Raw genomic sequence first — 22,860 nt, 5'->3', positions numbered from 1 at the left:
CCTCGGCATGCATCCTGTGCCGATGGACCTGCCTCCCGACGACCCGCGCCTCACCCCGCTGGCCCTGCGCGGCGAGCTCCTCACGCTTGGCCACACCGACGAATCCCTCGCGCGAAGCGTCCGCCGAGGGATCCTCGCCCGTCCCCGTCGCGGCGCCTATTGCGACGGACCGACCTGGGAGACCCTGTCGCAGGAGCAGCAGTACGCCGTACGCTGCCGCGCCGTCTTCGCGCAGGCCCACACGGAGGTCGTCCTGAGCCACGTCTCCGCGCTCCCCTTCCTCGATGCACCGCTGTGGGGCCTCGACCTGTCCGAGGTGCACGTCACGCGCGAGGACGGCTTCGGCGGCCGACGGGAGCGGGGGGTCCGCCGCCACCGTGGTCGCCTGCTGCCCGGTGACGTGCACGAGACGCACGGTCTGCTGGTCATGTCACCGGTCCGGGCCGCACTCGAGGCGACGATGCTCGGCTCCGCCGAGGCCGGGCTCGTCGTCGTGAACCACCTCCTCCATCGCGGCGACGTGGTCCTCGAGGAGCTCTGGGGACGCTACGAGCTCACGATGGATCGTTGGCCCCATACGCTGGCGACCGATGTCGTGCTGCGGCTGGCGAACCCGCGGGTCGAGTCGGTCGGCGAGAGTCGCACCGAGTACTTCATGTTCCAGCACGGCTTCCCGCGGGCCACCGCGCAGTACGGGGTGGTCGACCGGGGCGTGGAGGTGGCGCGCCTCGACTTCGCCTTGCCCGACCTCGGGGTGTGGATCGAGTTCGACGGTCGGGCGAAGTACGAGAAGTACCTGCGCCCGGGCGAGTCCCCGGCCGATGTCGTCGTACGGGAGAAGCAACGCGAGCAGCTGGTGGCCGAGCTGACCGGGTGGCGGTGCTTCCGGATCACGTGGTCCGACCTTGCGGACCCCGAACGCCTCGCGCGTCGTCTCCGTGAGTTCATCGCATCCGTCCAGCGCGAACGCCGTCGACGGGCCTCCTGAGCCGGCCCCAGCGGTGGTACTTGTTGGCCGCTTCTGGTACTTGTTGGCCGCTGCAGCGGTCAACAAGTTCGGGAATCACCGCCTAGGCGGTGATTCCCAGCGCGCCGAAGAGGTGATTCCTCACCCCGCCGCGAGCGCGACGACAGCGACCCCGGCCAGCATCTTCGCGCCGTAGCCGATGGCGAGCTCGTCGACCTCGAAGTCGCCCTGGTGGAGGTCGAAGCGGGCGCCGCCGGGGGTGCGGGTGCCGAGGCGGAACATGGCGCCGGGGACGTCCTCGAGGTACCACCCGAAGTCCTCGCCGCCGAGGCTCTGCTCGACCTCGGTGCGGTGGTGGGGGCCGAGGAGCTCGTCGGCGGCGGTGGCGACCATCGCGGTGCAGACGCCGTCGTTGACGACGGGCGGGACGCCCTGCAGGTAGTCGACGGTGGCGGTGATGCCGTAGGGGCGGACGATGTCGAGGACGGCCTCGCGCACGACCGGCTCGCAGGACGCCCAGGCCCCGGCCTCGAGGATGCGGACGGTGCCGCTGGCGATGCCGCGGTCGGGGATGACGTTGGGGGCGGAGCCGGCTCGCAGGACGCCCCACACGACGCTGACCCCGGCGCGCGGGTCCATCCGGCGGCTCAGGACCGCGGGCAGCTCGCTGGTGATCTTCGCGAGCGCGAAGGTGAGGTCGCCGGTGAGGTGCGGCCGGGAGGTGTGGCCGCCGTTGCCCTCGAGGCGTACGTCGATGCGGTCGGCCGCGCTGGTGATGGCACCGGGGCGCACGCCCACCGCGCCCACGTCGACCGAGGGGTCGCAGTGCAGGGCGAAGATGCGCTGCACGCCCTCGAGGGCGCCGTGGCTGATCAGGTGCTTCGCACCGCCGGGCATGACCTCCTCGGCGGGCTGGAAGAGCAGGCGGACGCGGCCGGCGAGCAGGCCCTGCTGGTGGAGCTCGGCGATGGCGTGCGCGGCGCCGACGAGGGCGGCGACGTGGACGTCGTGGCCGCAGGCGTGGGCGGCGCCGGGGACTGTGCTGCGCCACGGGTCGGTGGTCAGGTCGTCGACCGGCAGGGCGTCGAGGTCGGCGCGCAGCGCGACGATCGGGCCGCGGTCGCCGATGTCGGCGACGAGGCCGGAGCGTGGGGTCCGGGTGAGCCGCCAGCCGGTGCCCTCGAGGCGCTCGACGAGGCGCTCGACGGTGCGCTGCTCCTGCCACGCCAGCTCCGGGTGCCGGTGGAGGTCGCGGCGCAGCTCCACCAGGTCGTCGTCGTACTTGTCGACGACCGAGGCGACGAGCGCCAGCAGGTCGGAGGTCTCACGGAGGGCCACGGTCCCAACCTACGCCGTCCGGCCAGCGCACCGGACGCCCCGTCAGGGGACGGGACGCCCGGTGCGTGTGCTCAGCGGGTGTAGCGGACGACCTTGCCGGCGGGCGCCTCGCCGGGCTCGAAGCCGCTCAGCACGTTCTCGGTGACCCACAGCCTGCCCCGGGCCACCTCGACGGCGGCCGGGAGCACCATGCGGCGGAAGGTCGAGCGGTGGCCGGTCGGGCTCAACCGGGTGACCTTGCCGGCGAACAGCTCGCTGACGTAGACCGATCCGTCGGGACCGACGCCGACGCCGGTGGCGGCGACGAGGTCGGTGAGTATCTTCTTGCGGGTCTTCTTCACCAGGTCGTAGCGGTAGACCGAGCCGGGCGCGGTGCCGTCCTCGGGACCACCGGGCAGGCCGCTGATGTAGAGCTTCCGGTCGTGGACCTCGACGTCGGTCGGCACGCCCTCGAAGCGGTACGTCGCCCCGATCGCGCAGTCGGGCAGGCCGGCCTCCTCGGCGACCTCGGGGGTGATCTTGACCGGCACGGCGGGCAGCAGGACGGTCGTGCTCACCTTGCCGTCGCGGATCCGGAACACCGCGTTGGCGGCAGCGTCGGCGACGTAGACGACGCCCTTGTGGACGGCCGTGGCGTACGGGTGGGACTCGACGATGCCGGTGTAGGACAGTGGCAAGGAGCCCTCCCCGGTGGGCCAGGAGTCCGCGCACTCCGGGGAGAGGCCGACCGCGCCGTAGCGGACGTCCTTGTCGGGGTTGCGGGCGGCCTCGTAGGCGCCCAGGTCGGCGAGGAGCTTGGCGCGGTTGGAGCCGACCTTCTTCATCACCTTGGCGTTGCGGATGAAGTAGACGGCCTTGCCCTCGACGGACACGCCGCCGACCTCGGCCTCCGGGGCGGAGTAGAGCACCTTGCGGGGCTTGCCGGGCTTCTTCATCCACAGATTCCCGGCGAAGTTCTCGGTGTAGTACAGCGTGCCGTCGCCGCCGACGGCCACGCTGAGCGGGCTGAACAGGTTCTTGGCCACCGGCGTGGCGACCGGTGCGGCCGCGGTGCTGGGGACCAGGGTCGTGCCGGCCACGGCGGCGGCGAGGCCGGTGGCGACGAGGGCACGACGCAGGCGGTTGAAGGACATTCAGGCAACCTCCGGGTCTCGGATGGCTGCCGGACCCGAGCCGGCAGGTGTCGCGGGAGTGACGACCGGACGATCGTGCGGTCGCCCACCAGACCTGTCAGAGGAACGGTCGAAATTTTGCGAAACGCCCGCCAAATGTCCGGACCAGTGGCGGTCGGCCGGACTGGCCGGTCAGGACTGGCCGGAGCCGTCCCTGCTGTCGTAGGCCGCGAGGATCCGGTCGGCGGCGAGCGGGGCGCTGAGGTCGCCGGAGAGCACGGCCTCGCGGACCTCCTCCTGCACGGCGCGGACGCCGGGGTCGTGCCGCAGGCGCTGGTCGAGCTCGTCGCGCACGAGGGCCCAGGTGAAGTCGAGCTGCTGGCGGGCTCGCTTGCGGGTGAGCCCGGCGTCGCCGAGGTGCTCGCGGTGGGCGAGGACCTGCGCCCAGACCTCGTCGACGCGGGTGCCGGTGAGACCGGAGCAGGTGACGACGGGGGTCGCCCACTCGTCGTGGCCGCGCACCATCCGCAGCGCGCCGGCAAGCTCGCGGGCGGCGGCGCGGGCCTCGCCCTCGCGGTCACCATCGGCCTTGTTGACCGCGATGACGTCGGCGAGCTCGAGGATGCCCTTCTTGATGCCCTGCAGCTGGTCGCCGGTGCGGGCGAGGGTGAGGAACAGGAAGGTGTCGACCATCCCCGCGACGGTCACCTCGGACTGGCCGACGCCGACGGTCTCGACCAGCACGACGTCGTACCCGGCGGCCTCGAGGACGGTCATCGCCTGGCTGGTCGCGCGGGCCACTCCCCCGAGCGTCCCCGCCGACGGCGAGGGCCGGATGAACGCGTTCGGGTCTGCGGACAGCTCGGCCATCCGCGTCTTGTCGCCGAGCACCGAGCCGCCGGTGCGCACCGACGACGGGTCCACGGCCAGCACGCCGACCTTGTGCCCGCCGGCGGTGAGCTGGCCGCCGAGCGCCTCGATGAAGGTCGACTTGCCCACGCCGGGGACGCCCGAGATCCCGACCCGCACCGCCGTCGGGCCGTCGGCACCGGGAGCGAGCTCGGTCAGCAGCTCCCGGGCCGCCGCCCGGTGGCGGGGCGCGGTCGACTCCACGAGGGTGATGGCGCGCGCGACCTGCGCGCGCCGGCCCTCGCGGATCCCGTCGATCAGGGCCGCGACGTCCATCCCGTGGCCGTCAGTGGCCGAGGGTGTCGCGGAGCTTGGCGAGGAGGTCGAGCGCCGACTCGGCGATGACCGTGCCCGGCAGGAAGACGGACGCGGCGCCCATCTCCTTCAGGGTCGGTACGTCGTCGGGCGGGATCACGCCTCCGATGACGACCATGATGTCGTCACGACCCTGCTCGGCCAGCGCCGCCTTGAGCGCCGGGAGCAGGGTGAGGTGGCCGGCGGCGAGCGACGACACACCGACGATGTGCACGTCGGCGTCGATCGCCTGCTGCGCGACCTCCTCGGGGGTGGAGAACAGCGGGCCCACGTCGACGTCGAAGCCCATGTCCGCGAACGCGGACACGACGACCTTCTGGCCGCGGTCGTGGCCGTCCTGGCCCATCTTGGCGACCAGGATGCGGGGCCGGCGGCCCTCCGCCTCGGCGAACTCGTCGGTCGCCTGGCGCACCTGGCCGAGCAGGGTGTCTCCGGCCTCCGTGGCCTCGTCGCGGTACACGCCGCTGATCGTACGGATGACCGCCTGGTGGCGACCGTAGACCTTCTCCAGGGCGGCGGAGATCTCGCCGACGGTCGCCTTGTGGCGCGCAGCCGCGACGGCGAGGTCGAGCAGGTTGCCGTCGCCGGTGTCGGCGGAGCGGGTCAGCGCCTCGAGCGCGGCGTCCACGTCGGACTGGTTGCGCTCGGCGCGCAGCCGCTCGAGCTTGGCGACCTGCTGGCGGTAGACCTCGTCGTTGTCGACCTTGAGGACCTCCAGCGGGTCCTCGGCCTCGAGCCGGTAGGTGTTGACGCCGATGACCTTCTGGGCGCCGGAGTCGATCCGCGCCTGGGTGCGGGCGGCGGCCTCCTCGATGCGCATCTTCGGGATGCCCTGCTCGATGGCGGCGGCCATGCCTCCGGCGGCCTCGGCCTCCTGGATGTGCGCCCACGCGCGCTCGGCGAGGTCGTGGGTCAGCTTCTCCACGTAGTAGGAGCCGGCCCACGGGTCGATCGTGAACGTCGTGCCGCTCTCCTGCTGCAGCAGCAGCTGGGTGTTGCGGGCGATGCGGGCCGAGAAGTCGGTCGGCAGCGCGATCGCCTCGTCGAGGGCGTTGGTGTGCAGGGACTGGGTGTGGCCCTGGGTCGCGGCCATCGCCTCGATCGCGGTGCGGCCCACGTTGTTGAAGACGTCCTGCGCGGTCAGCGACCAGCCGGAGGTCTGCGAGTGGGTGCGCAGCGACAGCGACTTCGGGTTCTGCGGGTCGAACTGGCGCACCAGCCGGCTCCACAGCGCCCGGGCCGCGCGCATCTTCGCGACCTCCATGTAGAAGTTCATGCCGATCGCCCAGAAGAACGACAGGCGCGGCGCGAACTGGTCGATGGTCAGGCCCGACTCGAGGCCGGCGCGGATGTACTCGACGCCGTCGGCGAGCGTGTAGGCCAGCTCGAGGTCGGCGGTCGCCCCGGCCTCCTGCATGTGGTAGCCGGAGATCGAGATCGAGTTGAACCGCGGCATCCGCTGGCTGGTGAACGCGAAGATGTCGGAGATGATCCGCATCGACGGCGCCGGCGGGTAGATGTAGGTGTTGCGGACCATGAACTCCTTGAGGATGTCGTTCTGGATGGTCCCCGAGAGCTGCTCCGGCTTCACCCCCTGCTCCTCGGCCGCGGCGATGTAGAGCGCGAGGACGGGCAGCACCGCGCCGTTCATCGTCATCGACACCGACATCTGGTCGAGCGGGATGCCGTCGAACAGGGTGCGGGTGTCGTAGATCGAGTCGATCGCCACGCCGGCCATGCCGACGTCACCGCGCACGCGCGGGTGGTCGGAGTCGTAGCCGCGGTGGGTCGCGAGGTCGAACGCGACCGAGAGGCCCTTCTGGCCGGCCGCGAGGTTGCGGCGGTAGAAGGCGTTGGACTCCTCGGCGGTGGAGAAGCCGGCGTACTGCCGGATGGTCCAGGGCTGGGTGGTGTACATCGTCGGGTAGGGCCCGCGCAGGAACGGGCTCAGGCCCGGGTAGGTGTCCAGCGCGTCCAGGCCGGCGACGTCCGCCGGGCCGTACGACGGCTTGACCTCGATGCCCTCGGGGCTCTTCCAGCCCTCGCCGCCCGGGAGGTCGGGCGCGCCGGTGGCGGCCCGGTCGGAGGCGAGCGACAGGCCCGCGAAGCTCTTGGGGATGCTCACGCCAACTTCTCCCTCGTCGCAGTCAGGAACGCCAGGGCGTCGACCCCCATGGCAGCGGCGTCGTCGACCTCCGCGTCCACGGCGTCCGGCTTGCCGGCGATGATCACGTGCTGGGCACCGGCCTCACGCAGCGCGGCGATGGCCGCCGCGCCCCACTCGCCGTAGGCCGCGTCGGTGCCGGCGAGGCACACGACCGGCTGGCCCTGGTAGGCCGCCAGCAGGTCCTCGACACCGGAGGTGGCGCCCGCGGGCTCGACCGCGATGCCGCCGGCGGCGAGCAGGTTGCTGATGAACGTGGCCCGGGCGGTGTGCTGGGCGATGGTGCCGAGCGTGGCCAGGAAGACCGGCTTCGCGGCGGGCTCGTCGCGCAGCGCCTCGAAGGAGGCGCCGTAGCGGCGGACCCGGTCGTTGAGCGGGTCGGGCGCGCGCTCGGGCAGCGCCTCGGTGAGGTTCGGGAACTCGCTGAGGCCGGTCACCGGGCGCTTGCGGCGCGCGATCTCCGCCTCGCGCTTCGCGACCACCTCGGCGATCCGGGCGCGGAACGGGTCGAAGTCGTGGCCGTTCTCCCACTCCTGCTCAAGCCGCTGGAACTCCGCCCAGCCGGCCTCGGCCAGGTCGGCGGTGAGCTGCTCGACGGCGTACGCACCACCGGCCGGGTCGGCGACGGCGGCGACGTGGGACTCGTCGATGAGCAGGTGGTTGACGTTGCGCGCGATCCGCCTGCCGAACGCGTCCGGCAGGCCGTTGGCGCTGTCGAACGGCAGGACGGTGACCGCGTCCGCGCCGCCGACGCCGGCCGCGAAGGCAGCGACCGTGCCGCGCAGCATGTTCACGTACGGGTCGTACTTGCTGAGCATCGGTCGGCTGGTGACGGCGTGCTGGCGCTGGCCGGTCGCGGTGGCGCCGCTCAGCTCGAGCACGCGAGCCCACAGCACGCGGGCGGCGCGCAGCTTGGCGATGGTCGGGAACTGCTCGTCGGTCGCGGCGTAGCGGAACTCGAGCTGCCCCGCGGCCTCGTCGACGGAGAGCCCGTGGTCGGTGAGCCAGCGCAGGTAGGCGACGCCGGCGGCGATGGACCAGCCGAGCTCCTGCGCGTCGCTGGCGCCGAGGTCGTGCGCCGCGGTGGCGTCGACGACGATCGCGCGGACGTCGTTCTGGTGCGCCTTGCGCGCCAGCACCTGCAGCTCGGCGACGGCCTCGTCCACGGCGATCGGGACCTCGCGCAGCATGACGCCGAGCGGGTCGATGCCCAGGTTGCTGTCGGGGTGCTTGGCGCCGGGGAGCGCGAGGAAGGCCTCGGCGACCGCGGTGGTCGCGCTCGGGGCGTCGAGGACGACGGGCGCGAGGTCGAGCAGCACTCCAGCGAGCACGCCCGCGACGTCGGTCTGCTCGTCGGCGGCCAGGCTGGTGACGCCGCCGTCGAGGTCGACCAGGGCGGCCTCGTTGGCGAGCTTCGCGTCGGGCCCGCTGACGAGGCTGCGGATGTCCCACGCCCCCTGCCGGGTCGGCCGGACGGGTGTCGGCTCGACACCGGGCAGGCCCAGCGGCGTGATGCCGATGCCGTCCAGCGTGGTGCGGGTCAGCTTGTCCCACACGGCACCGTCAGGGTCGTTGTCGCCGAGCTTGCGCGTCTTGCGCAGCACGGCGGCGGTGGCAGCCTCCCACTCGGCGCGCGTGTGCGCGTCCTCGGGTTGCGCCAACGTCAGGGGCGAGTCAGTCACGAGGGTCAAGCCTAACCGCGACATGACCCCGGTTACTGCCGGTGTGAGATATGTCCGGCTACCGGGCAGTAGCCACCGACCCGCTCCAGTCCGGCAGCTGCTGCAGCGCCCACCGGTTGCCGTCGGGGTCGGCGAAGCGGACGAACCGCCCCCACGGCAGGTCCTCGACGGGCGAGACGTCGATGCCGCGTGCGGTCAGCGCGGAGTGGGTCTCGTCGGCGTCGGCGACGACCATCTGCAGGTTGTCGAGCGAGCCCGGCGCCATCCCGGTCAGGCCCTTGCCGACCGCGATCGAGCAGCCGGACCCCGGTGGGGTGAGCTGCACGAACCTGACCTCCTCGCTGACCGTCTGGTCGTGGTCGGCGTTGAAACCGGCCCGCACGTAGAACTCCTTGGCCCGGTCGACGTCGGTCACCGGAACCATCACCAGCTCGAGCTTCATGTCCATCCCGCCAACGTAGGTGCGACCACCGACATCGGAGCAAGGCCGATCGGAGCGGGGCCGGCGCACGCCCGTCCCCGCCGGTGGCTACTGCTGCCGGAGGAAGCGCAGCACGGCGAGCACGCGGCGGTTGTCCCGCTCGCTCGGTGGCAGGTCGAGCTTGGTGAAGATGCTGCTGACGTGCGCCTCGACGGTCTTCGGGCTCAGGCAGAGCTCGTCGGCGATCGCGACGTTCGACAGTCCCTGCGCCATCAGCACCAGCGCTGCGCGCTCGCGGGCGGTCAGCGCCTCCAGCGGGTCGCGCTCGCGACGGCGGGTGAGCAGCCGGGTGACCAGCTCGGCGTCGATCACCACCTCGCCCGCGAAGATGCGGCGCAGGTCGCCGGCGAAGACGGCGGGGTCGGAGACCCGGTCCTTGAGCAGGTAGCCCACCCGGCCGTCGAACTCGGTCATCAGCCGCAGCGCGTGGTGCGCCTCGACGTACTGCGACAGCAGCATCACGGCGACCTGCGGGAGCGCCTGGCGGATCCGGACCGCGACGTCGATGCCCTCGGTGCCGAAGCCAGGGGGCATCCGCAGGTCGACGACGGCGTCGGGAGGGTCGGCCTCGACGAGCGCGGGCAGGCCGGGGGCGTCGCCGGCCTGGCCGACCACGTCCACCCCCCGCCTCCTGCAGCAGCCGGGCGAGGCCCTCGCGGAAGAGCACGCCGTCGTCGGCCAGGATCACGCGCACGGGATCACCGCCCGCACCCGGGTGCCGCCGTCCGTGGGGCTGGACACGACCAGCCGGGCGCCCAGCACCGCCAGGCGGTCGGCCAGGCCCTGCAGCCCGCTCCCCCGGCTCGCGTCGGCGCCGCCGACCCCGTCGTCGGCCACCTCCACCTCGAGCCCGCCGCGCGTGCGGCGCGCGGTCAGGCAGACGACGCCCGCGCCGGAGTGCCGTGCGGCGTTGGTGACCGCCTCGCTCGCCAGGAAGTACGCCGTCGCCTCGACCTCCGCCGGAAGCCGGTCGGGCAGGCGCAGGTCGAGGCGGACCGGGAGCGGCGCGGTGTCGGCCAGCGACGCGAGGGCGGCGGCGAGCCCGTCCTGAGCGAGCACCTGCGGGTGGAGCCCGCGGGCGAGCACCCGCAGCTCCGCGGTCGCCTCCAGCAGCCGGTCCCGCGCCGCGCCCGGGCGAGGTCGTCGTCGGCCGACGACGTTCGCTGGGCGATGCCGCCGAGCTCGGCCCCCAGGGCGAGCAGGCGCTGCTGGGCGCCGTCGTGCAGGTCGCGCTCGATCCGGCGCCGCGCCGCGTCCTGCGCGGTGACCACGCGGCGGGCGGCGGCGCGCAGCTCCTCGTCCTTCTCCTGCCGGTCGATCGCCAGCGCGACCTGGCCGGCGAGGTCGGCGAGCAGCCGCACCTCGGCGGCGGTCAGCGGGGCTCCGGCCGGCTTGTGCACCGACACCGCGCCGCGCACCTCCCCCGCCAGCCGGGCCTCGCGGCACAGCGTGCCCGGCGCCGGGCGCTCGGGCAGCTCGCCGTGGGTGCCAAGCCGCGACCGCCCGGAGCCGGTCCTCGGCACCCGCCCACACGACGACCTGCTCGGCACCCACGGCGTTCGCGACGGTGGCCGCGACGCCGGCGAGCAGGTCGTCCGGGGAGTCCTCGACCCGCTCGGACAGCGCAGCCAGCGCCTCGTAGGGGGTGGCACGCCGGCCGTGCACGAGCCGGGTCGCCAGCTGCTGGGCACGGCGTCGTACGGGCTCGAAGGCGACGGCGACGACGGCCGTCGCCMCCMCCSACAGCACGCCCTCGGGCACCGGCAGGAGCTGGCCGACCCCGACGACGAGCACGACGTAGCCGGCCGTCACCAGCACCGCCAGCGCACCGACGACGATCGTGCGGTCGATGACCGGGTCGATGTCGTAGAGCCGGTGCTTGACCACCGCGACCCCGGCGGCGAGAGGGATCAGCGAGGCGGCGAGCAGCCCGGGGACGACGGTGCCGGCCACGACCGTGCCAACGACCAGCACGACGGCCATGAGCGTCACCGCGGAGACCAGCCACCGCAGCTGGCGTCTCGTCGTCGCCGGCCCGCCGCGCGCGGACGACGACCGCCACCACCCACAGCAGCAGGAAGCTCTGGTAGCAGGTGAGCTGGACCGGCACGAGCACCGCGCGCGCCGCTTCCGGGTCGCCGAGCACGAACGGGAACTCGATGTCGCCGTGGCGCCAGTCGTCCTCGATCGGCCAGAGCGCCGAGGCCAGTGCGAGCAGCCCGCACAGGCCGAGCATCGCGCCGAGCGGCCAGCGCCAGGCCGGCGACAGGAGCCGGCCGCTCGGGAAGGTCAGCAGCGCGGTCCCGACGAGGGCCATCTCCAGCGGCACCTGCCAGATGGAGAGCCAGGCGAGCCAGTCCGAGGCGGGCAGCGCGGGTTCGTGCAGGCCGTACTGGCGGCCGAAGAACATCACCGCCGACTGCACGCCGGCGACGACGAAGAGCCCGTCGATGAGGTGGCGCGGCCGGGCCCGCAGCACGTAGAGGCCCACGGCCGCGAAGGAGACGGCGAGCAGCGCGTTGTGCAGGTTGCTCCACGCGAAGCCGAGCGAGAACCCGCCGCTGACCAGGCCCAGGACGACGACCGCGACCGCGGCGACGGCGGCCTCGCGCCCGGCTGTGGGCACCATGTCCTGATGCTGGCACGCCGGCGGCCCCGGCGCACGAGGGTTCTCCCTCGAACCGGCGAGGGCCGCCCCCGATGTGCCGGACGCCTGCCGGGGCGAGCGTGGAGGCATGACCTCCACCGACCACCGGGCGACGTCCCGGACCTCCCCGATCCTCGACCGCCTCGGCGCCGCCCTGCTCGTCGTGGGCGGCGTCGCCTGGGTCGCCAGCGGCCCGATGCACCCCCAGGGCAGCGACGAGGGCGACAAGACCGCCCAGCTGCACTCGATGCTCGTCGACAACCTCTGGTACCCCGCGCACGCCGTCGGCCTGCTCGGCTTCGCCGGCCTCGCCGCCGGCCTCGTCGCGCTCTACCGGCAGGCCGGCTGGCCGGCGCCGGTACGACGCACGCTCCGCGTGGCCACGATCGTCTCCGTCGTCGCGACCGCCGGCGCGCTGGTGGCCCTGCTGGCGGGCACCCAGGCTGACGGCATCGCCGACGGCGAGATGACCCCGCTCGCCGGGCTGTTCATGGGCGTGGAGACGCTCGTGAACCCGGTGTGGGGCCTGGCGATGGCCGCGCTCGCCGTCGTCGGCGGCCTGACCGGTGCGCTGGCAACCGCGTGCTCGCCGTCGCCGGCACCGTCGGCGGCGTCGCCTTCGCGGTGGCGTCGGCGACGATCGCGTTCGTCGACACCTTCGACCCGCTCTTCCCCGTCAGCAGCCTGCTCGGGGTGTGGGCCGTCGTGGTCGCGGCGCTCGGCCTGCTGCGCCGCCCCTGAGCGCCCCCTGGAGTTCACCGTTCCGCTACCTGCGGGTGGTGGAGCACGTCACACGCACGGCGGACCGTGGAGCCCATGAGGATCCTGCTCGCGACCGACAGCTTCTACCCCACGGTCGACAGCACGACGGTCACCATCAAGGCGACCGTGGACCGGCTCGTCGACCTCGGCCACACCGTGCGGATCGTCGCCCCGGGGCCGGGCCTGCGCAGCTACCGCGGCTGTGAGGTCGTCCGCGTCCGGCAGCCCGAGTCCACCGGCAGCCAGGTCCGCGCTGCCGTCGACGCCTTCGAGCCCGACGTCGTCCAGGCCCACACCCCGCGCCACGTCGGGCGCAAGGCGGTGCGTCACGCCGCCCGCACCGGCGTCCGCAGCATCGTGGTCGAGCAGTCCGCGGTCCTCGACCTCGCCGCCGACCACTGGCGTTCGCGCATCGTTGAGCACGCCGACACGGTGCTGGTCACGTCGCCGTGGATGGTCGGCCGGGCAGCCGAGATGGGCGTCGTCGCCCACCTGTGGGAGCCCGGCGTGGACGTGCGCGCCTTCACCCCGCGGCTGCGCGACCCGTGGCTGCACTCGGTGTGGTCGCGGGCGAGCTCGCCCGGTGGCCCGCGGGTGGTGGTGGGCTACGTCGGTGGGCTCCACAAGCCCGCCGGGGTACGACGGTTGGCCGGCCTCGCCGCCCTGCCCGGTCTCCGCGTCGTGGTCGTCGGCGAGGGACCCGAGCGCGGCTGGCTGGCCCGCAGGCCGCCGCGTCCGGCGTACCCCTCGTCGCGCCGCGGTCGGGTGGCGCCCGCAGCGTCGTGGACCACCTCTCGACCGGGGTGCTCTACCCGCCGGGCAGCACCCGCGACCTGGTCGGTGCGGTGGCCGCGGTCGCGGCCGACCCGCACCGGCACCTGCTCGGCAGCGAGGCCCGTTCGTGGGCGCTGCGGCGCACGTGGGCCGACGCGGTGGACGAGCTGCTCGCCCGCCACCTCGCCGTGCGGGCGGGGGCTCGCGCCTGACCGGACGGCGCCCGCCGCCGTGGTAGGCATGGCGCATGCTGCTGCGTCGCCTGGAGTACCTCGCCGCGCTGGCGCGCGAGGGCCACTTCGGCCGGGCTGCGGAGTCCTGCCACGTCACGCAGCCCGCCCTGTCGGCCGGCATTCGCAAGCTCGAGCGCGAGCTCGGCGTGCAGGTCGTCAAGCGGGGCCAGCGGTTCGAGGGGTTCACCCCCGAGGGCGAGGAGGTGCTGCACTGGGCGCAGCAGATGCTCGCCGAGCGGGCGGCGCTCGACCAGCATCTCGCGGCGATGCGCGGCGAGCTGTCGGGGACGCTGAGGATCGGCGCGATCCCGACGGCGCTGAGCGTCGCGTCGCTGCTCACGACGCCGTTGCGCCAGCGGCACCCGCTGGTCCGCTTCCTGCTGGAGTCGACGTCCTCGCGGGAGATCGTGCGCCGGCTCAACGACTTCGACATCGACGTGGGCATGACCTACGTGGACGGGGAGCCGCTCGGCCCGGTCCGGGTGGTGCCGCTCTACCGCGAGCGCTACCTCCTGCTGACACCGGCCGACGGGGCGCTGGGCCGCCGGGACGGCGCCGACTGGTCCGACGCCGCTGCGGCGCCGCTGTGCCTGCTGACGCCGGACATGCAGAACCGCCGGATCATCGACGGCCACCTCGCCGACACCGGCACCGAGGCCCGCGTCGTCGTCGAGACCGACACCATCTCCGCGATCTACGACCACGTGGTGTCGATGGGCCTGTCCAGCGTCGTCCCGCACACCTGGCTGCCGAGCTTCGGCGTGCCGGAGGGCATCCGTGCGCTGCCGCTCCCCCGACCGCGGCGCAGCTACCAGGTCGGGCTCGTGCTCGCCGGCCACGGCCCCGAGTCGTTGCTGACCCGCGCGCTGGTCGAGGTCGCCCGCGAGGTCGACCTCAGCGAGGTCGCCGGGAGCACGGCCGGCGTCGCCGGCTGAGCGGTCAGCCGAGCAGTGCGGGCTCGTCGACGACGACCCGCTCAGCGCCGGCGTAGACGTTCATCGACGCACCGCGCAGGAACCCGACGAGGGTCATCCCCTGCTCCTCGGCCAGGTCGACCGCGAGCGACGAGGGCGCGGAGACCGCCGCCAGTGCGGGGATCCCTGCCATCACGGCCTTCTGCACGAGCTCGAAGGACGCGCGCCCGCTGACGGCGAGCACCGTGCCGCGCAGCGGCAGCAGGTCGTTGCGCAGTGCGTGGCCGACGACCTTGTCGACCGCGTTGTGACGCCCGACGTCCTCGCGCACGACGAGCAGCTCGCCGTCGGCGGAGAACAGCCCCGCCGCGTGCAGCCCGCCGGTGCGGTCGAAGACCCGCTGCGCCTCGCGCAGCCGCACGGGCAGGGCGGCCAGCAGCTCCGACGTGACGCGGAGCGGGTCGTCGGCGACGGACCAGGCCGACGCCGTACGCACGGCGTCGAGGCTCGCCTTGCCGCACAGGCCGCACGAGGAGGTGGTGTAGAAGCTGCGCTCCAGCGACGCGTCCGGCGGCGGCACGGACGGCGCGAGCGCGACGTCGACGACGTTGTAGGTGTTGCTGCCGTCCTCGGTCGCGCCGGCGCAGTAGCGCGCCGTCACCACGTCGGCGGCGGTGCGCACCACGCCCTCACCGACCAGGAAGCCCACGGCGAGGTCGAAGTCGTCGCCGGGCGTGCGCATGGTCACGGTGAGCGGCCGGSCGCCGACCCGGATCTCCATCGGCTCCTCGGCCGCGAGGGTGTCGGGACGCTGGTCGACGACCCCGTCGCGGATGCGCAGCACCCTGCGCCGTGCGGTCACGCGGCCCATCGGCGGCTCCTCTCCTCGTGCGCGGTCAGCCCGCGCTGCCGGCCGGCTCGAGCCGGACGATGACGCCCTTGTAGGTCGGCGTGCGGCTGACGTCGGCGATGCTGTCGAGCGGGACCAGCACGTTGGTCTCGGGGTAGTAGGACGCGGCGGACCCGCGCGCGGCCGGGTAGGACACGACCCGGAAGCCCTCGGCGCGCCGCTCGGAGCCGTCCGTCCACACGCTGACGATGTCGACGAGCTGGCGGTCCTCGAGGCCGAGCTCGGCCAGGTCGACCGGGTTCACCATCACCACCCGGCGGGCGTCGTGGACGCCGCGGTAGCGGTCGTTCATCGCGTAGGGGATGGTGTTCCACTGGTCGTGCGAGCGCAGGCTCTGCAGCACCAGGTGGCCCGGCGGGGCGGTGATCATGTCCAGGTCGTTGCAGGAGAAGACCGCCTTGCCGCTCGGCGTCGGGTAGCGGCGCTCGTTGACCGGGCTCGGCAGGCGGAAGCCGCCGGGCTCGGCGACCCGGGCGTTGAAGTCCTCGAAGCCCGGCACGACGCGGGAGATCCGGTCGCGGATCCGGCTGTAGTCGGCCTCGAAGTCCTCCCAGGGGATCGCGGCGCCCGGCGTACCCTCGCGCAGCGTGCGGCGGGCGAGCCTGCAGATGATCGCGACCTCGCTCAGCAGGTGCGGCGAGGCAGGGTCGAGACGGCCGCGGGACTGGTGGACCTCGCTCATCGAGTCCTCGACGGTGACGAACTGCTCGCCGCTGGCCTGGACGTCGCGGTCGCTGCGCCCGAGGGTCGGCAGGATGAGCGCGGTCTCGCCGCACACGGTGTGGGAGCGGTTGAGCTTCGTCGAGACCTGGACGGTCAGCCGGCAGCGGCGCAGGGCGTCCTCGGTCACGGCGCTGTCGGACATGGCGCGCACGAAGTTGCCGGCGAAGCCGATGAAGACCTTCGCCCTGCCCTCGAGCATGGCCTTCACGCCGGCGACGGAGTCGTAGCCGTGCTCGCGCGGCGGCTCGAAGGAGAACTCCCTGCCGAGGGCGTCGAGGAACTCGTCGGTGGGTCGCTCCCATATCCCCATCGTGCGGTCGCCCTGCACGTTGCTGTGACCGCGGACCGGGCACACACCCGCGCCGGGACGGCCGAGGTTGCCGCGCAGCAGCAGGAAGTTCACGATCTCGCGGATCGTCGGCACGCCGTGGCGGTGCTGGGTCAGGCCCATCGCCCAGCACACGATGACCCGCCGGCTGGCGAGGACCTCGCGGTGCACGGCCTCGATCTCGTCGCGGGCCAGGCCGGTCGCCTCGAGCACGTGCTCCCAGGTGACGGTGCGGGTGTGGGCGGCGAACTCGTCGAAGCCGGTGGTGTCGGACTGGATGAAGTCGTGGTCGAGCACGGTGCCCGGGGCGTCGTCCTCGGCCTCCAGCAGCAGCCGGTTGAGCGCCTGGAACAGGGCCAGGTCGCCGCCCGGGCGGATCTTGAGGAAGCGGTCGGCGATCGGGGTGCCGCGGCCCACGACGCCACGCGGCTTCTGCGGGTTCTTGAACCGGAAGAGCCCGGCCTCGGGCAGGGGGTTGACCGCGATCACCCTGCCGCCGTTGCGCTTGGTCTCCTCGAGCGCGGTCAGCATCCGCGGGTGGTTGGTGCCGGGGTTCTGGCCCACCACGAACACCAGGTCGGCCTGGTGGATGTCCTCCAGCGAGACGGTCCCCTTGCCGACGCCGAGCGTCTCCCCGAGCCCGGACCCGCTCGACTCGTGGCACATGTTCGAGCAGTCCGGCAGGTTGTTGGTGCCGTACGTGCGGGCGAGCAGCTGCAGCAGGAACGCCGCCTCGTTGCTGACCCGGCCGGAGGTGTAGAACATCGCCTCGTCCGGCGAGCCCAGGGAGGTGAGCTCGCCCGCCACCAGGTCGAGGGCGTCGTCCCAGCTGATCGGCTCGTAGTGCGTGCCGCCGGGGCGCTTGACCACCGGCTCGGTCAGCCGGCCCTGCTGGTTCAGCCACAGGTCGGACTTCTGGTCGAGCTCGGCGACCGCGTGCTCGGCGAAGAACTCGCGCGTGACGCGGCGGGTGGTCGCCTCGTCAGCGACGTGCTTGGCGCCGTTCTCGCAGTACTCGTTGCGGTGCCGGTGCTTCGGGTCGGGCCAGGCGCAGCCCGGGCAGTCGATGCCGTCGGTCTGGTTGAGGTTGAACAGCGTCAGCGCCGTACGGCGTGGGCCGGCCTGGGCGAGGGAGAACTCCATCGCGTGCGCCACGGCGGGAACGCCGGCGGCCCACTTCTTCGGCGCCGAGACCTGCAGGTCGTCCTTCGGGTCCTCGTCCGAGCCCATGCGTGCCATCCCACTTCCTGGTCCGTCGTGCAGTCCGCGTCCCGATCCAGCGCCGCCTTCAGCGTGGCCTGCGCCCCGAGGCAAGTCAAAGACGCCCTTTCCATCGCCCGATAAGCGGCGTCGATCACGCGCCGGTACCCGCGACGACCCGCGACAACCCGCGACAACCCGCGACCACCACCCGCCCCCGACCGCGCCGTCCTGGAGCCCCCACGGGAACCACGTGCGCAACCTCCTGTGCCCGGCCACGACGGCTGGCAGACTCGGCCCATGGAGGCCGACGCCACGATGGTCGAAGCACCTCTCGACGAGCTCGTCGCCGCGTTGCCGCCCGGCGTGGTGGTCACCGGTGCCGCGGAGGTCGAGAAGTACCGCGAGGACTTCGCCCGCGACGGCTCGGCCGGGCAACCGGTCGCGGTGGTGCGCGCGGAGGACGCCGAGCAGGTGCAGGCCGCGGTCCGCTGGGCCGCCCGGCACCGCGTCCCGGTGGTGCCCCGCGGCGCCGGCACCGGCCTGTCCGGCGGCTCGTCCGCGGTCGACGGCGGGATCACCATCTCGCTGGACCGGATGCGTGCGATCGAGATCGACCCGGCCAGCCAGGTCGCCGTGGTCGAGCCCGGTGCGCTGAACGCGGAGGTGAAGCGCGCCGCGGCGGAGCACGGGCTGTGGTACCCGCCCGACCCGTCGTCGTACGAGATCTGCTCGATCGGCGGCAACCTCGCGACCAACGCCGGCGGCCTGTGCTGCGTGAAGTACGGCGTCACCACCGACTACGTGCTCGGCATGGACGTCGTGCTCGCCGACGGCACGCTGGTCCGGCTCGGCGGCAAGCAGATCAAGGACGTCGCCGGGCTGTCGCTGATGAAGCTCTTCGTCGGCAGCGAGGGCACCCTCGGCGTCATCACCCGGGCCGTGCTGCGGCTGATCCCCCGCCAGGTCGCCGGCGCCACCCTGGTCAGCACCTTCCCGTCCGTGGTCGCGGCGTCGGAGGCCGTGGTCGCGATCCGAAGCCGGGTCCGCTGCTCGATGCTGGAGCTGATGGACGGCGTGACCATCAACGCCGTCGAGGACTGGCGCTCGCACGGCCTCGACCGCACGGCGGGTGCGCTGCTCGTGGCGCAGTCCGACGCGCCGCCGGGATCGTGCGAGCAGGAGGTCGCGATCGTCCGCGAGTGGTGCGAGGCCGCCGGCGCGGACGAGGTCTTCACCACCACCGACGCCGACGAGGCCGAGCTGTTCGTCTCCGCGCGCCGCAACGCCTTCCACGCCCTCGAGGCGCGCGGCAGCGTGCTCTTCGAGGACGTCGGCGTCCCGGTGCCGCTGCTGCCCGACCTCGTGGACGGGATCGGCGAGGTCGCCCGCGAGTGCGGCGTCGAGATCGCCCTCGTCGCGCACGCCGGTGACGGCAACACCCACCCCCTCGTCGTGTACGACGCCGCCGACCCGGCCTCCGCGGCCGGTGCGCGGCGGGCGTTCGACGCGGTCATGGCGCTCGCGATCCGGCTCGGCGGCACGATCACCGGCGAGCACGGCGTCGGCCGCGCCAAGAAAGGGCCGCTGCCCGACCAGCTCGGGCCCGACGTGATGGCCCTCAACCGGCGGATCAAGGACGCGCTCGACCCCGACGGGATCCTCAACCCCGGCGCGGTGCTCTGAGCTGCAGCACCCGTCGCCGCGTCACCAGGGCGAGCCCCTCCGGTTGCGGAGTGTTCACGCGAGTAAGGCTTGCCTTACGTGCATATCTCACATGATCCGGGTCACCTACCGCCCAGTAGCGGGAGTAGCGTGGCCCTCCGTGGCAACGACGACGCGACCTCAACTGGTCAAGGGCTCTCGTGCGGCCCGCACGACCATCGCCCTCAAAATCCTGATGGCCGTGAGCGGCCTGCTGTTCATCGCCTTCGTCCTGGGGCACATGTACGGCAACCTCAAGGCCTTCTCCGGCGAGGAGTCCTTCAACGAGTACGCGCACCACCTGCGCGATCTCGGTGAGCCGATGCTCCCGCACGAGGGCTTCCTCTGGATCATGCGGGTCGGCCTCATCGTGGCGCTGCTCGCCCACGTGGGCGCCGCGGTCGCGCTGTGGAAGCGCGCCGCCAAGGCCCGCCCGGTGAAGTACGTGGCGAAGAAGAACGTCGGCTCGTCGCTGTCCTCGCGCACCATGCGCTGGGGCGGCCTGACGCTGCTGGTCTTCGTCGTGTGGCACCTGCTCAACTTCACCATCGTCAAGATCAACCCGAGCAACGGCGAGACCGGCGGCGAGAACCCCTACGCCCTGCTCGTGGAGACCTTCGACCTGTGGTGGATGACGATCATCTACCTCGTCGCCATGCTCGCCCTCGCCTTCCACCTCCACCACGGCACGTTCAGCTCGCTCCAGACGCTCGGCCTCACCAACTCGGCCGCGTCCCGGGCGCGGGCCCGCGCGGCCGGCTGGGTCGTCGCCATCGTCATCGCCGGCGGTTTCTCGCTGGTTCCGCTGTCCGTGCTCGTCGGCATCATCGAGAAGTAAGGGGCCACACGAAACCATGGCTGCAGGAACCCACTACCTCCCCGGTCTGACCCCGACCAACGAGGCTCCCGTCCAGAAGTCCGACGACGCCGCTGGCTTCTACCAGCTCGGCGAGAAGCTCGTCGACGAGAAGGCGCCGACCGGCCCGATCGCCGAGCGCTGGACGACCCGCAAGTTCGAGAACCGGCYCGTCAACCCGGCGAACCGCCGCAAGCTGTCGATCATCATCGTCGGCACCGGCCTGGCCGGCGGCGCCGCCGCCGCCACGCTCGGCGAGGCCGGCTACAACGTGAAGTCCTTCTGCTACCAGGACTCCCCGCGTCGCGCCCACTCGATCGCCGCCCAGGGCGGCATCAACGCGGCGAAGAACTACAAGGAGGACGGCGACTCGACGTACCGCCTCTTCTACGACACGGTCAAGGGCGGCGACTACCGCGCCCGCGAGTCGAACGTCTACCGCCTCGCCGAGGTCTCGGCGAACATCATCGACCAGTGCGTCGCGCAGGGCGTCCCGTTCGCCCGTGAGTACGGCGGCCTGCTCGACAACCGCTCCTTCGGTGGCGTCCAGGTGTCCCGCACCTTCTACGCCCGCGGCCAGACGGGCCAGCAGCTGCTGCTCGGTGCCTACCAGGCCATGGAGCGCCAGGTGGCGGCCGGCACGGTCGAGCAGTTCACCCGCCACGAGATGCTCGAGCTGATCGTCGTCGACGGCAAGGCCCGCGGCATCGTCGCGCGCGACATGGTGACCGGCGCGATCGAGACCCACCTCGCCGACGTCGTCGTCCTCGCCTCCGGCGGCTACGGCAACGTCTTCTACCTGTCGACCAACGCGATGGGCTCGAACGTCACCGCCGCGTGGCGTGCGCACCGCAAGGGCGCCTACATGGCGAACCCCTGCTACACGCAGATCCACCCGACCTGCATCCCGGTCACCGGTAGCCACCAGTCGAAACTGACCCTGATGTCGGAGTCGCTGCGCAACGACGGCCGGATCTGGGTGCCCAAGAACGCCGCGGACTGCGACAAGGACCCGCGCGAGATCCCCGAGGAGGACCGCGACTACTTCCTGGAGCGGATCTACCCCTCCTTCGGCAACCTGGTCCCCCGCGACATCGCCTCGCGTGCCGCGAAGTACATGTGCGACGAGGGCCGCGGTGTCGGTCCCCAGGTCGCCGAGGTCGGTGCCGACGGCGAGGAGCGCCTCGTCCGTCGCGGTGTCTACCTCGACTTCAAGGACGCGATCGCCCGCCTCGGCGAGGACGCGGTCCGCGAGAAGTACGACAACCTCTTCGACATGTACGAGCGGATCACGGGCGAGAACCCGTACCAGGTGCCGATGCGCATCTACCCCGCCGTGCACTACGTGATGGGCGGCCTGTGGGTCGACTACGAGCTGCAGTCGAACATCGAGGGCCTGTTCGTCGCCGGTGAGGCGAACTTCTCCGACCACGGCGCGAACCGCCTCGGCGCCTCCGCCCTGATGCAGGGCCTGGCCGACGGCTACTTCGTGCTCCCGAACACGATCCGCGAGTACCTCGCCGACGGCCCGTTCGAGCCCGTCTCCGAGAGCCACCCCGCGGTCGTCGAGGCGCTCGAGTCGGTCCAGGAGCGCGTCAACAAGTTCATGTCGGTCAACGGCACCCGCTCGGTCGAGAGCTACCACAAGGAGCTCGGCTCGATCATGTGGGAGTACTGCGGCATGGAGCGCACCGAGGAGGGCCTCAAGACCGCCATCCAGAAGATCCGCGACCTGCGCGCCGACTTCTGGAAGAACGTCAAGGTGCTCGGCTCGGCCGACTCCCTCAACCAGGACCTCGAGAAGGCCGGCCGGGTCGCCGACTTCCTCGAGCTCGGCGAGCTGATGTGCATCGACGCGCTCAACCGGCGCGAGTCCTGCGGCGGCCACTTCCGTGCCGAGTCGCAGACCGAGGACGGCGAGGCGTTGCGCCACGACGACGAGTTCGCCTACGTGGCCGCGTGGGAGTGGGGCGGCGACTCGAACGAGGGCGGCCAGCCGGTCCTGCACAAGGAAGACCTGATCTACACGGCCATCGAGATGAAGCAGAGGTCCTACAAGTGAAGCTCACCCTCAAGATCTGGCGGCAGGCGGGCCCGACTGCCGAGGGCGCGATCAAGACCTACGAGCTCGATGGCGTCTCGAAGGACATGTCCTTCCTGGAGATGCTCGACCTGCTCAACGAGCAGCTGGTCACCCAGGGCGAGGAGCCGGTCGCGTTCGACTCCGACTGTCGCGAGGGCATCTGCGGCATGTGCTCGCTGATGATCAACGGCCAGGCGCACGGCCCGGAGGTCACCACGACCTGCCAGCTGCACATGCGCTCGTTCAACGACGGCGACACGATCACCATCGAGCCGTGGCGCGCCGAGCCGTTCCCGGTGCTCAAGGACCTGATCGTCGACCGCTCCGCGTTCGACCGCATCATCCAGGCCGGCGGCTACATCTCCGCGAACACCGGCTCGGCGCCCGAGGCCAACTCGGTCCCGGCCCCGCGCGACAAGGCCATGCGGGCGTTCAACGTCGCCACGTGCATCGGTTGCGGCGCCTGCGTCGCGGCCTGCCCCAACGGCTCCGCCTCGCTGTTCATGGGCGCGAAGATCACCCACCTCGGCGAGCTCCCGCAGGGCCAGCCCGAGCGGTGGTCCCGCGTCGTCGACATGGTCGGCCAGCACGACGCGGAGGGCTTCGGCGGCTGCACCAACATCGGTGAGTGCGCGGCGGCGTGCCCCAAGGAGATCCCGCTCGACGTGATCTCGCAGCTCAACAAGGACCTGCGCACCGCGCTCAAGAACGGCCACTGAGCCCCGCGCACCTCCTCATCGCCGGCCCGTCGCACCACG

Annotated in this window: 20 protein-coding genes and 1 pseudogene; 10 read left to right on the top strand and 11 right to left on the bottom strand. The window is 72.5% G+C overall.

Translation table 11 applies throughout. The annotated features are described in order from the left end of the window. Window positions 1-22 precede the first annotated feature (22 nt). Window positions 23-988, top strand: coding sequence for a hypothetical protein (locus tag L615_RS00370; protein WP_145723723.1), 966 nt, complete (start codon window positions 23-25; stop codon window positions 986-988). 120 nt (window positions 989-1,108) lie between these two features. Here the strand turns inward: L615_RS00370 and L615_RS00365 are convergent, their stop codons facing one another. The 9 genes from L615_RS00365 to L615_RS24645 form a co-directional block, all read right to left on the bottom strand. After that, window positions 1,109-2,305 (bottom strand): amidohydrolase, encoded by a 1,197-nt coding sequence (locus L615_RS00365; protein ID WP_028653910.1) that lies wholly within the window; start codon window positions 2,303-2,305, stop codon window positions 1,109-1,111. Window positions 2,306-2,376: 71 nt separating this feature from the next. Beyond that, window positions 2,377-3,438 (bottom strand): ScyD/ScyE family protein, encoded by a 1,062-nt coding sequence (locus tag L615_RS00360; RefSeq protein ID WP_145723722.1) that lies wholly within the window; start codon window positions 3,436-3,438, stop codon window positions 2,377-2,379. A gap of 171 nt (window positions 3,439-3,609) precedes the next feature. Further along, entirely contained in the window at window positions 3,610-4,602 is a 993-nt protein-coding gene (gene meaB / locus L615_RS00355; protein ID WP_145723721.1) for a methylmalonyl Co-A mutase-associated GTPase MeaB, read from the bottom strand. A gap of 10 nt (window positions 4,603-4,612) precedes the next feature. Next, window positions 4,613-6,739: a methylmalonyl-CoA mutase gene (gene scpA, locus L615_RS00350; RefSeq protein ID WP_396954675.1), complete on the bottom strand. Its 2,127-nt coding sequence runs from the start codon at window positions 6,737-6,739 to the stop codon at window positions 4,613-4,615. A 23-nt stretch (window positions 6,740-6,762) separates the two neighbouring features. Then, window positions 6,763-8,487: a methylmalonyl-CoA mutase family protein gene (locus tag L615_RS00345; RefSeq protein ID WP_261376506.1), complete on the bottom strand. Its 1,725-nt coding sequence runs from the start codon at window positions 8,485-8,487 to the stop codon at window positions 6,763-6,765. Window positions 8,488-8,545: 58 nt separating this feature from the next. After that, window positions 8,546-8,935, bottom strand: coding sequence for a VOC family protein (locus L615_RS00340; RefSeq protein WP_145723719.1), 390 nt, complete (start codon window positions 8,933-8,935; stop codon window positions 8,546-8,548). Between the two features lie 81 nt (window positions 8,936-9,016). Beyond that, window positions 9,017-9,589, bottom strand: coding sequence for a response regulator transcription factor (locus tag L615_RS00335; RefSeq protein ID WP_261376505.1), 573 nt, complete (start codon window positions 9,587-9,589; stop codon window positions 9,017-9,019). 63 nt (window positions 9,590-9,652) lie between these two features. Beyond that, on the bottom strand, window positions 9,653-9,805 hold the full coding sequence (locus L615_RS24650) for a hypothetical protein (protein ID WP_186449654.1): 153 nt from the start codon (window positions 9,803-9,805) through the stop codon (window positions 9,653-9,655). A gap of 35 nt (window positions 9,806-9,840) precedes the next feature. Then, complete coding sequence (locus L615_RS24645; RefSeq protein ID WP_396954674.1) at window positions 9,841-10,239, bottom strand: histidine kinase; 399 nt, start codon at window positions 10,237-10,239, stop codon at window positions 9,841-9,843. Window positions 10,240-11,127: 888 nt separating this feature from the next. Here L615_RS24645 and L615_RS00325 point away from each other — a divergent pair. The 5 genes and pseudogenes from L615_RS00325 (at window position 11,128) to L615_RS00310 (ending at window position 14,319) form a co-directional block, all read left to right on the top strand. Further along, entirely contained in the window at window positions 11,128-11,451 is a 324-nt protein-coding gene (locus L615_RS00325; protein WP_145723717.1) for a hypothetical protein, read from the top strand. Between the two features lie 252 nt (window positions 11,452-11,703). Further along, the gene (locus tag L615_RS00320; protein WP_145723716.1) at window positions 11,704-12,435 is read left to right on the top strand and encodes a hypothetical protein; all 732 of its coding nucleotides are present in this window, start codon (window positions 11,704-11,706) and stop codon (window positions 12,433-12,435) included. Beyond that, window positions 12,432-12,806, top strand: a pseudogene (locus L615_RS24640) (glycosyltransferase); the annotation flags it as partial. The gene L615_RS00320 and the pseudogene L615_RS24640, both read left to right, overlap by 4 nt. A gap of 353 nt (window positions 12,807-13,159) precedes the next feature. Then, a complete protein-coding gene (locus L615_RS23955; protein ID WP_261376502.1) occupies window positions 13,160-13,363 on the top strand; it encodes a hypothetical protein in 204 nt (67 codons plus the stop codon). 35 nt (window positions 13,364-13,398) lie between these two features. Then, window positions 13,399-14,319, top strand: a complete 921-nt coding sequence (locus tag L615_RS00310) for a LysR family transcriptional regulator (RefSeq protein ID WP_145723715.1) — start codon at window positions 13,399-13,401, stop codon at window positions 14,317-14,319. A gap of 4 nt (window positions 14,320-14,323) precedes the next feature. On the opposite strand, the gene fdhD is transcribed toward L615_RS00310, so the two are convergent. Both fdhD and L615_RS00300 read right to left on the bottom strand, forming a co-directional pair. Next, window positions 14,324-15,169 carry a formate dehydrogenase accessory sulfurtransferase FdhD gene (gene fdhD, locus L615_RS00305; RefSeq protein WP_145723714.1) on the bottom strand — a complete coding sequence of 282 codons (846 nt, stop codon included), beginning with the start codon at window positions 15,167-15,169 and terminating at the stop codon, window positions 14,324-14,326. A gap of 25 nt (window positions 15,170-15,194) precedes the next feature. After that, a complete protein-coding gene (locus tag L615_RS00300) occupies window positions 15,195-17,498 on the bottom strand; it encodes an FdhF/YdeP family oxidoreductase (protein WP_222430390.1) in 2,304 nt (767 codons plus the stop codon). Window positions 17,499-17,759: 261 nt separating this feature from the next. Here L615_RS00300 and L615_RS00295 point away from each other — a divergent pair, with 261 nt between their 5' ends. The 4 genes from L615_RS00295 (at window position 17,760) to L615_RS00280 (ending at window position 22,821) form a co-directional block, all read left to right on the top strand. Continuing rightward, window positions 17,760-19,145 carry an FAD-binding oxidoreductase gene (locus L615_RS00295; RefSeq protein WP_145723713.1) on the top strand — a complete coding sequence of 462 codons (1,386 nt, stop codon included), beginning with the start codon at window positions 17,760-17,762 and terminating at the stop codon, window positions 19,143-19,145. A 139-nt stretch (window positions 19,146-19,284) separates the two neighbouring features. After that, entirely contained in the window at window positions 19,285-20,001 is a 717-nt protein-coding gene (locus L615_RS00290; protein WP_145723712.1) for a succinate dehydrogenase cytochrome b subunit, read from the top strand. A gap of 16 nt (window positions 20,002-20,017) precedes the next feature. Further along, window positions 20,018-22,081: a fumarate reductase/succinate dehydrogenase flavoprotein subunit gene (locus L615_RS00285; protein WP_145723711.1), complete on the top strand. Its 2,064-nt coding sequence runs from the start codon at window positions 20,018-20,020 to the stop codon at window positions 22,079-22,081. Further along, a complete protein-coding gene (locus L615_RS00280) occupies window positions 22,078-22,821 on the top strand; it encodes a succinate dehydrogenase/fumarate reductase iron-sulfur subunit (protein ID WP_028653896.1) in 744 nt (247 codons plus the stop codon). Before L615_RS00285 ends, L615_RS00280 begins: the two co-directional genes overlap by 4 nt. The last annotated feature ends 39 nt before the right edge of the window (window positions 22,822-22,860 follow it).

The sequence above is a fragment of the Nocardioides sp. J9 genome (assembly GCF_007829375.1).
In the GTDB taxonomy this organism is placed as follows: domain Bacteria; phylum Actinomycetota; class Actinomycetes; order Propionibacteriales; family Nocardioidaceae; genus Nocardioides.
The sequence above is the reverse complement of the archived record's forward strand: the minus strand, read 5'-3'. Positions and strand labels throughout refer to the sequence as shown.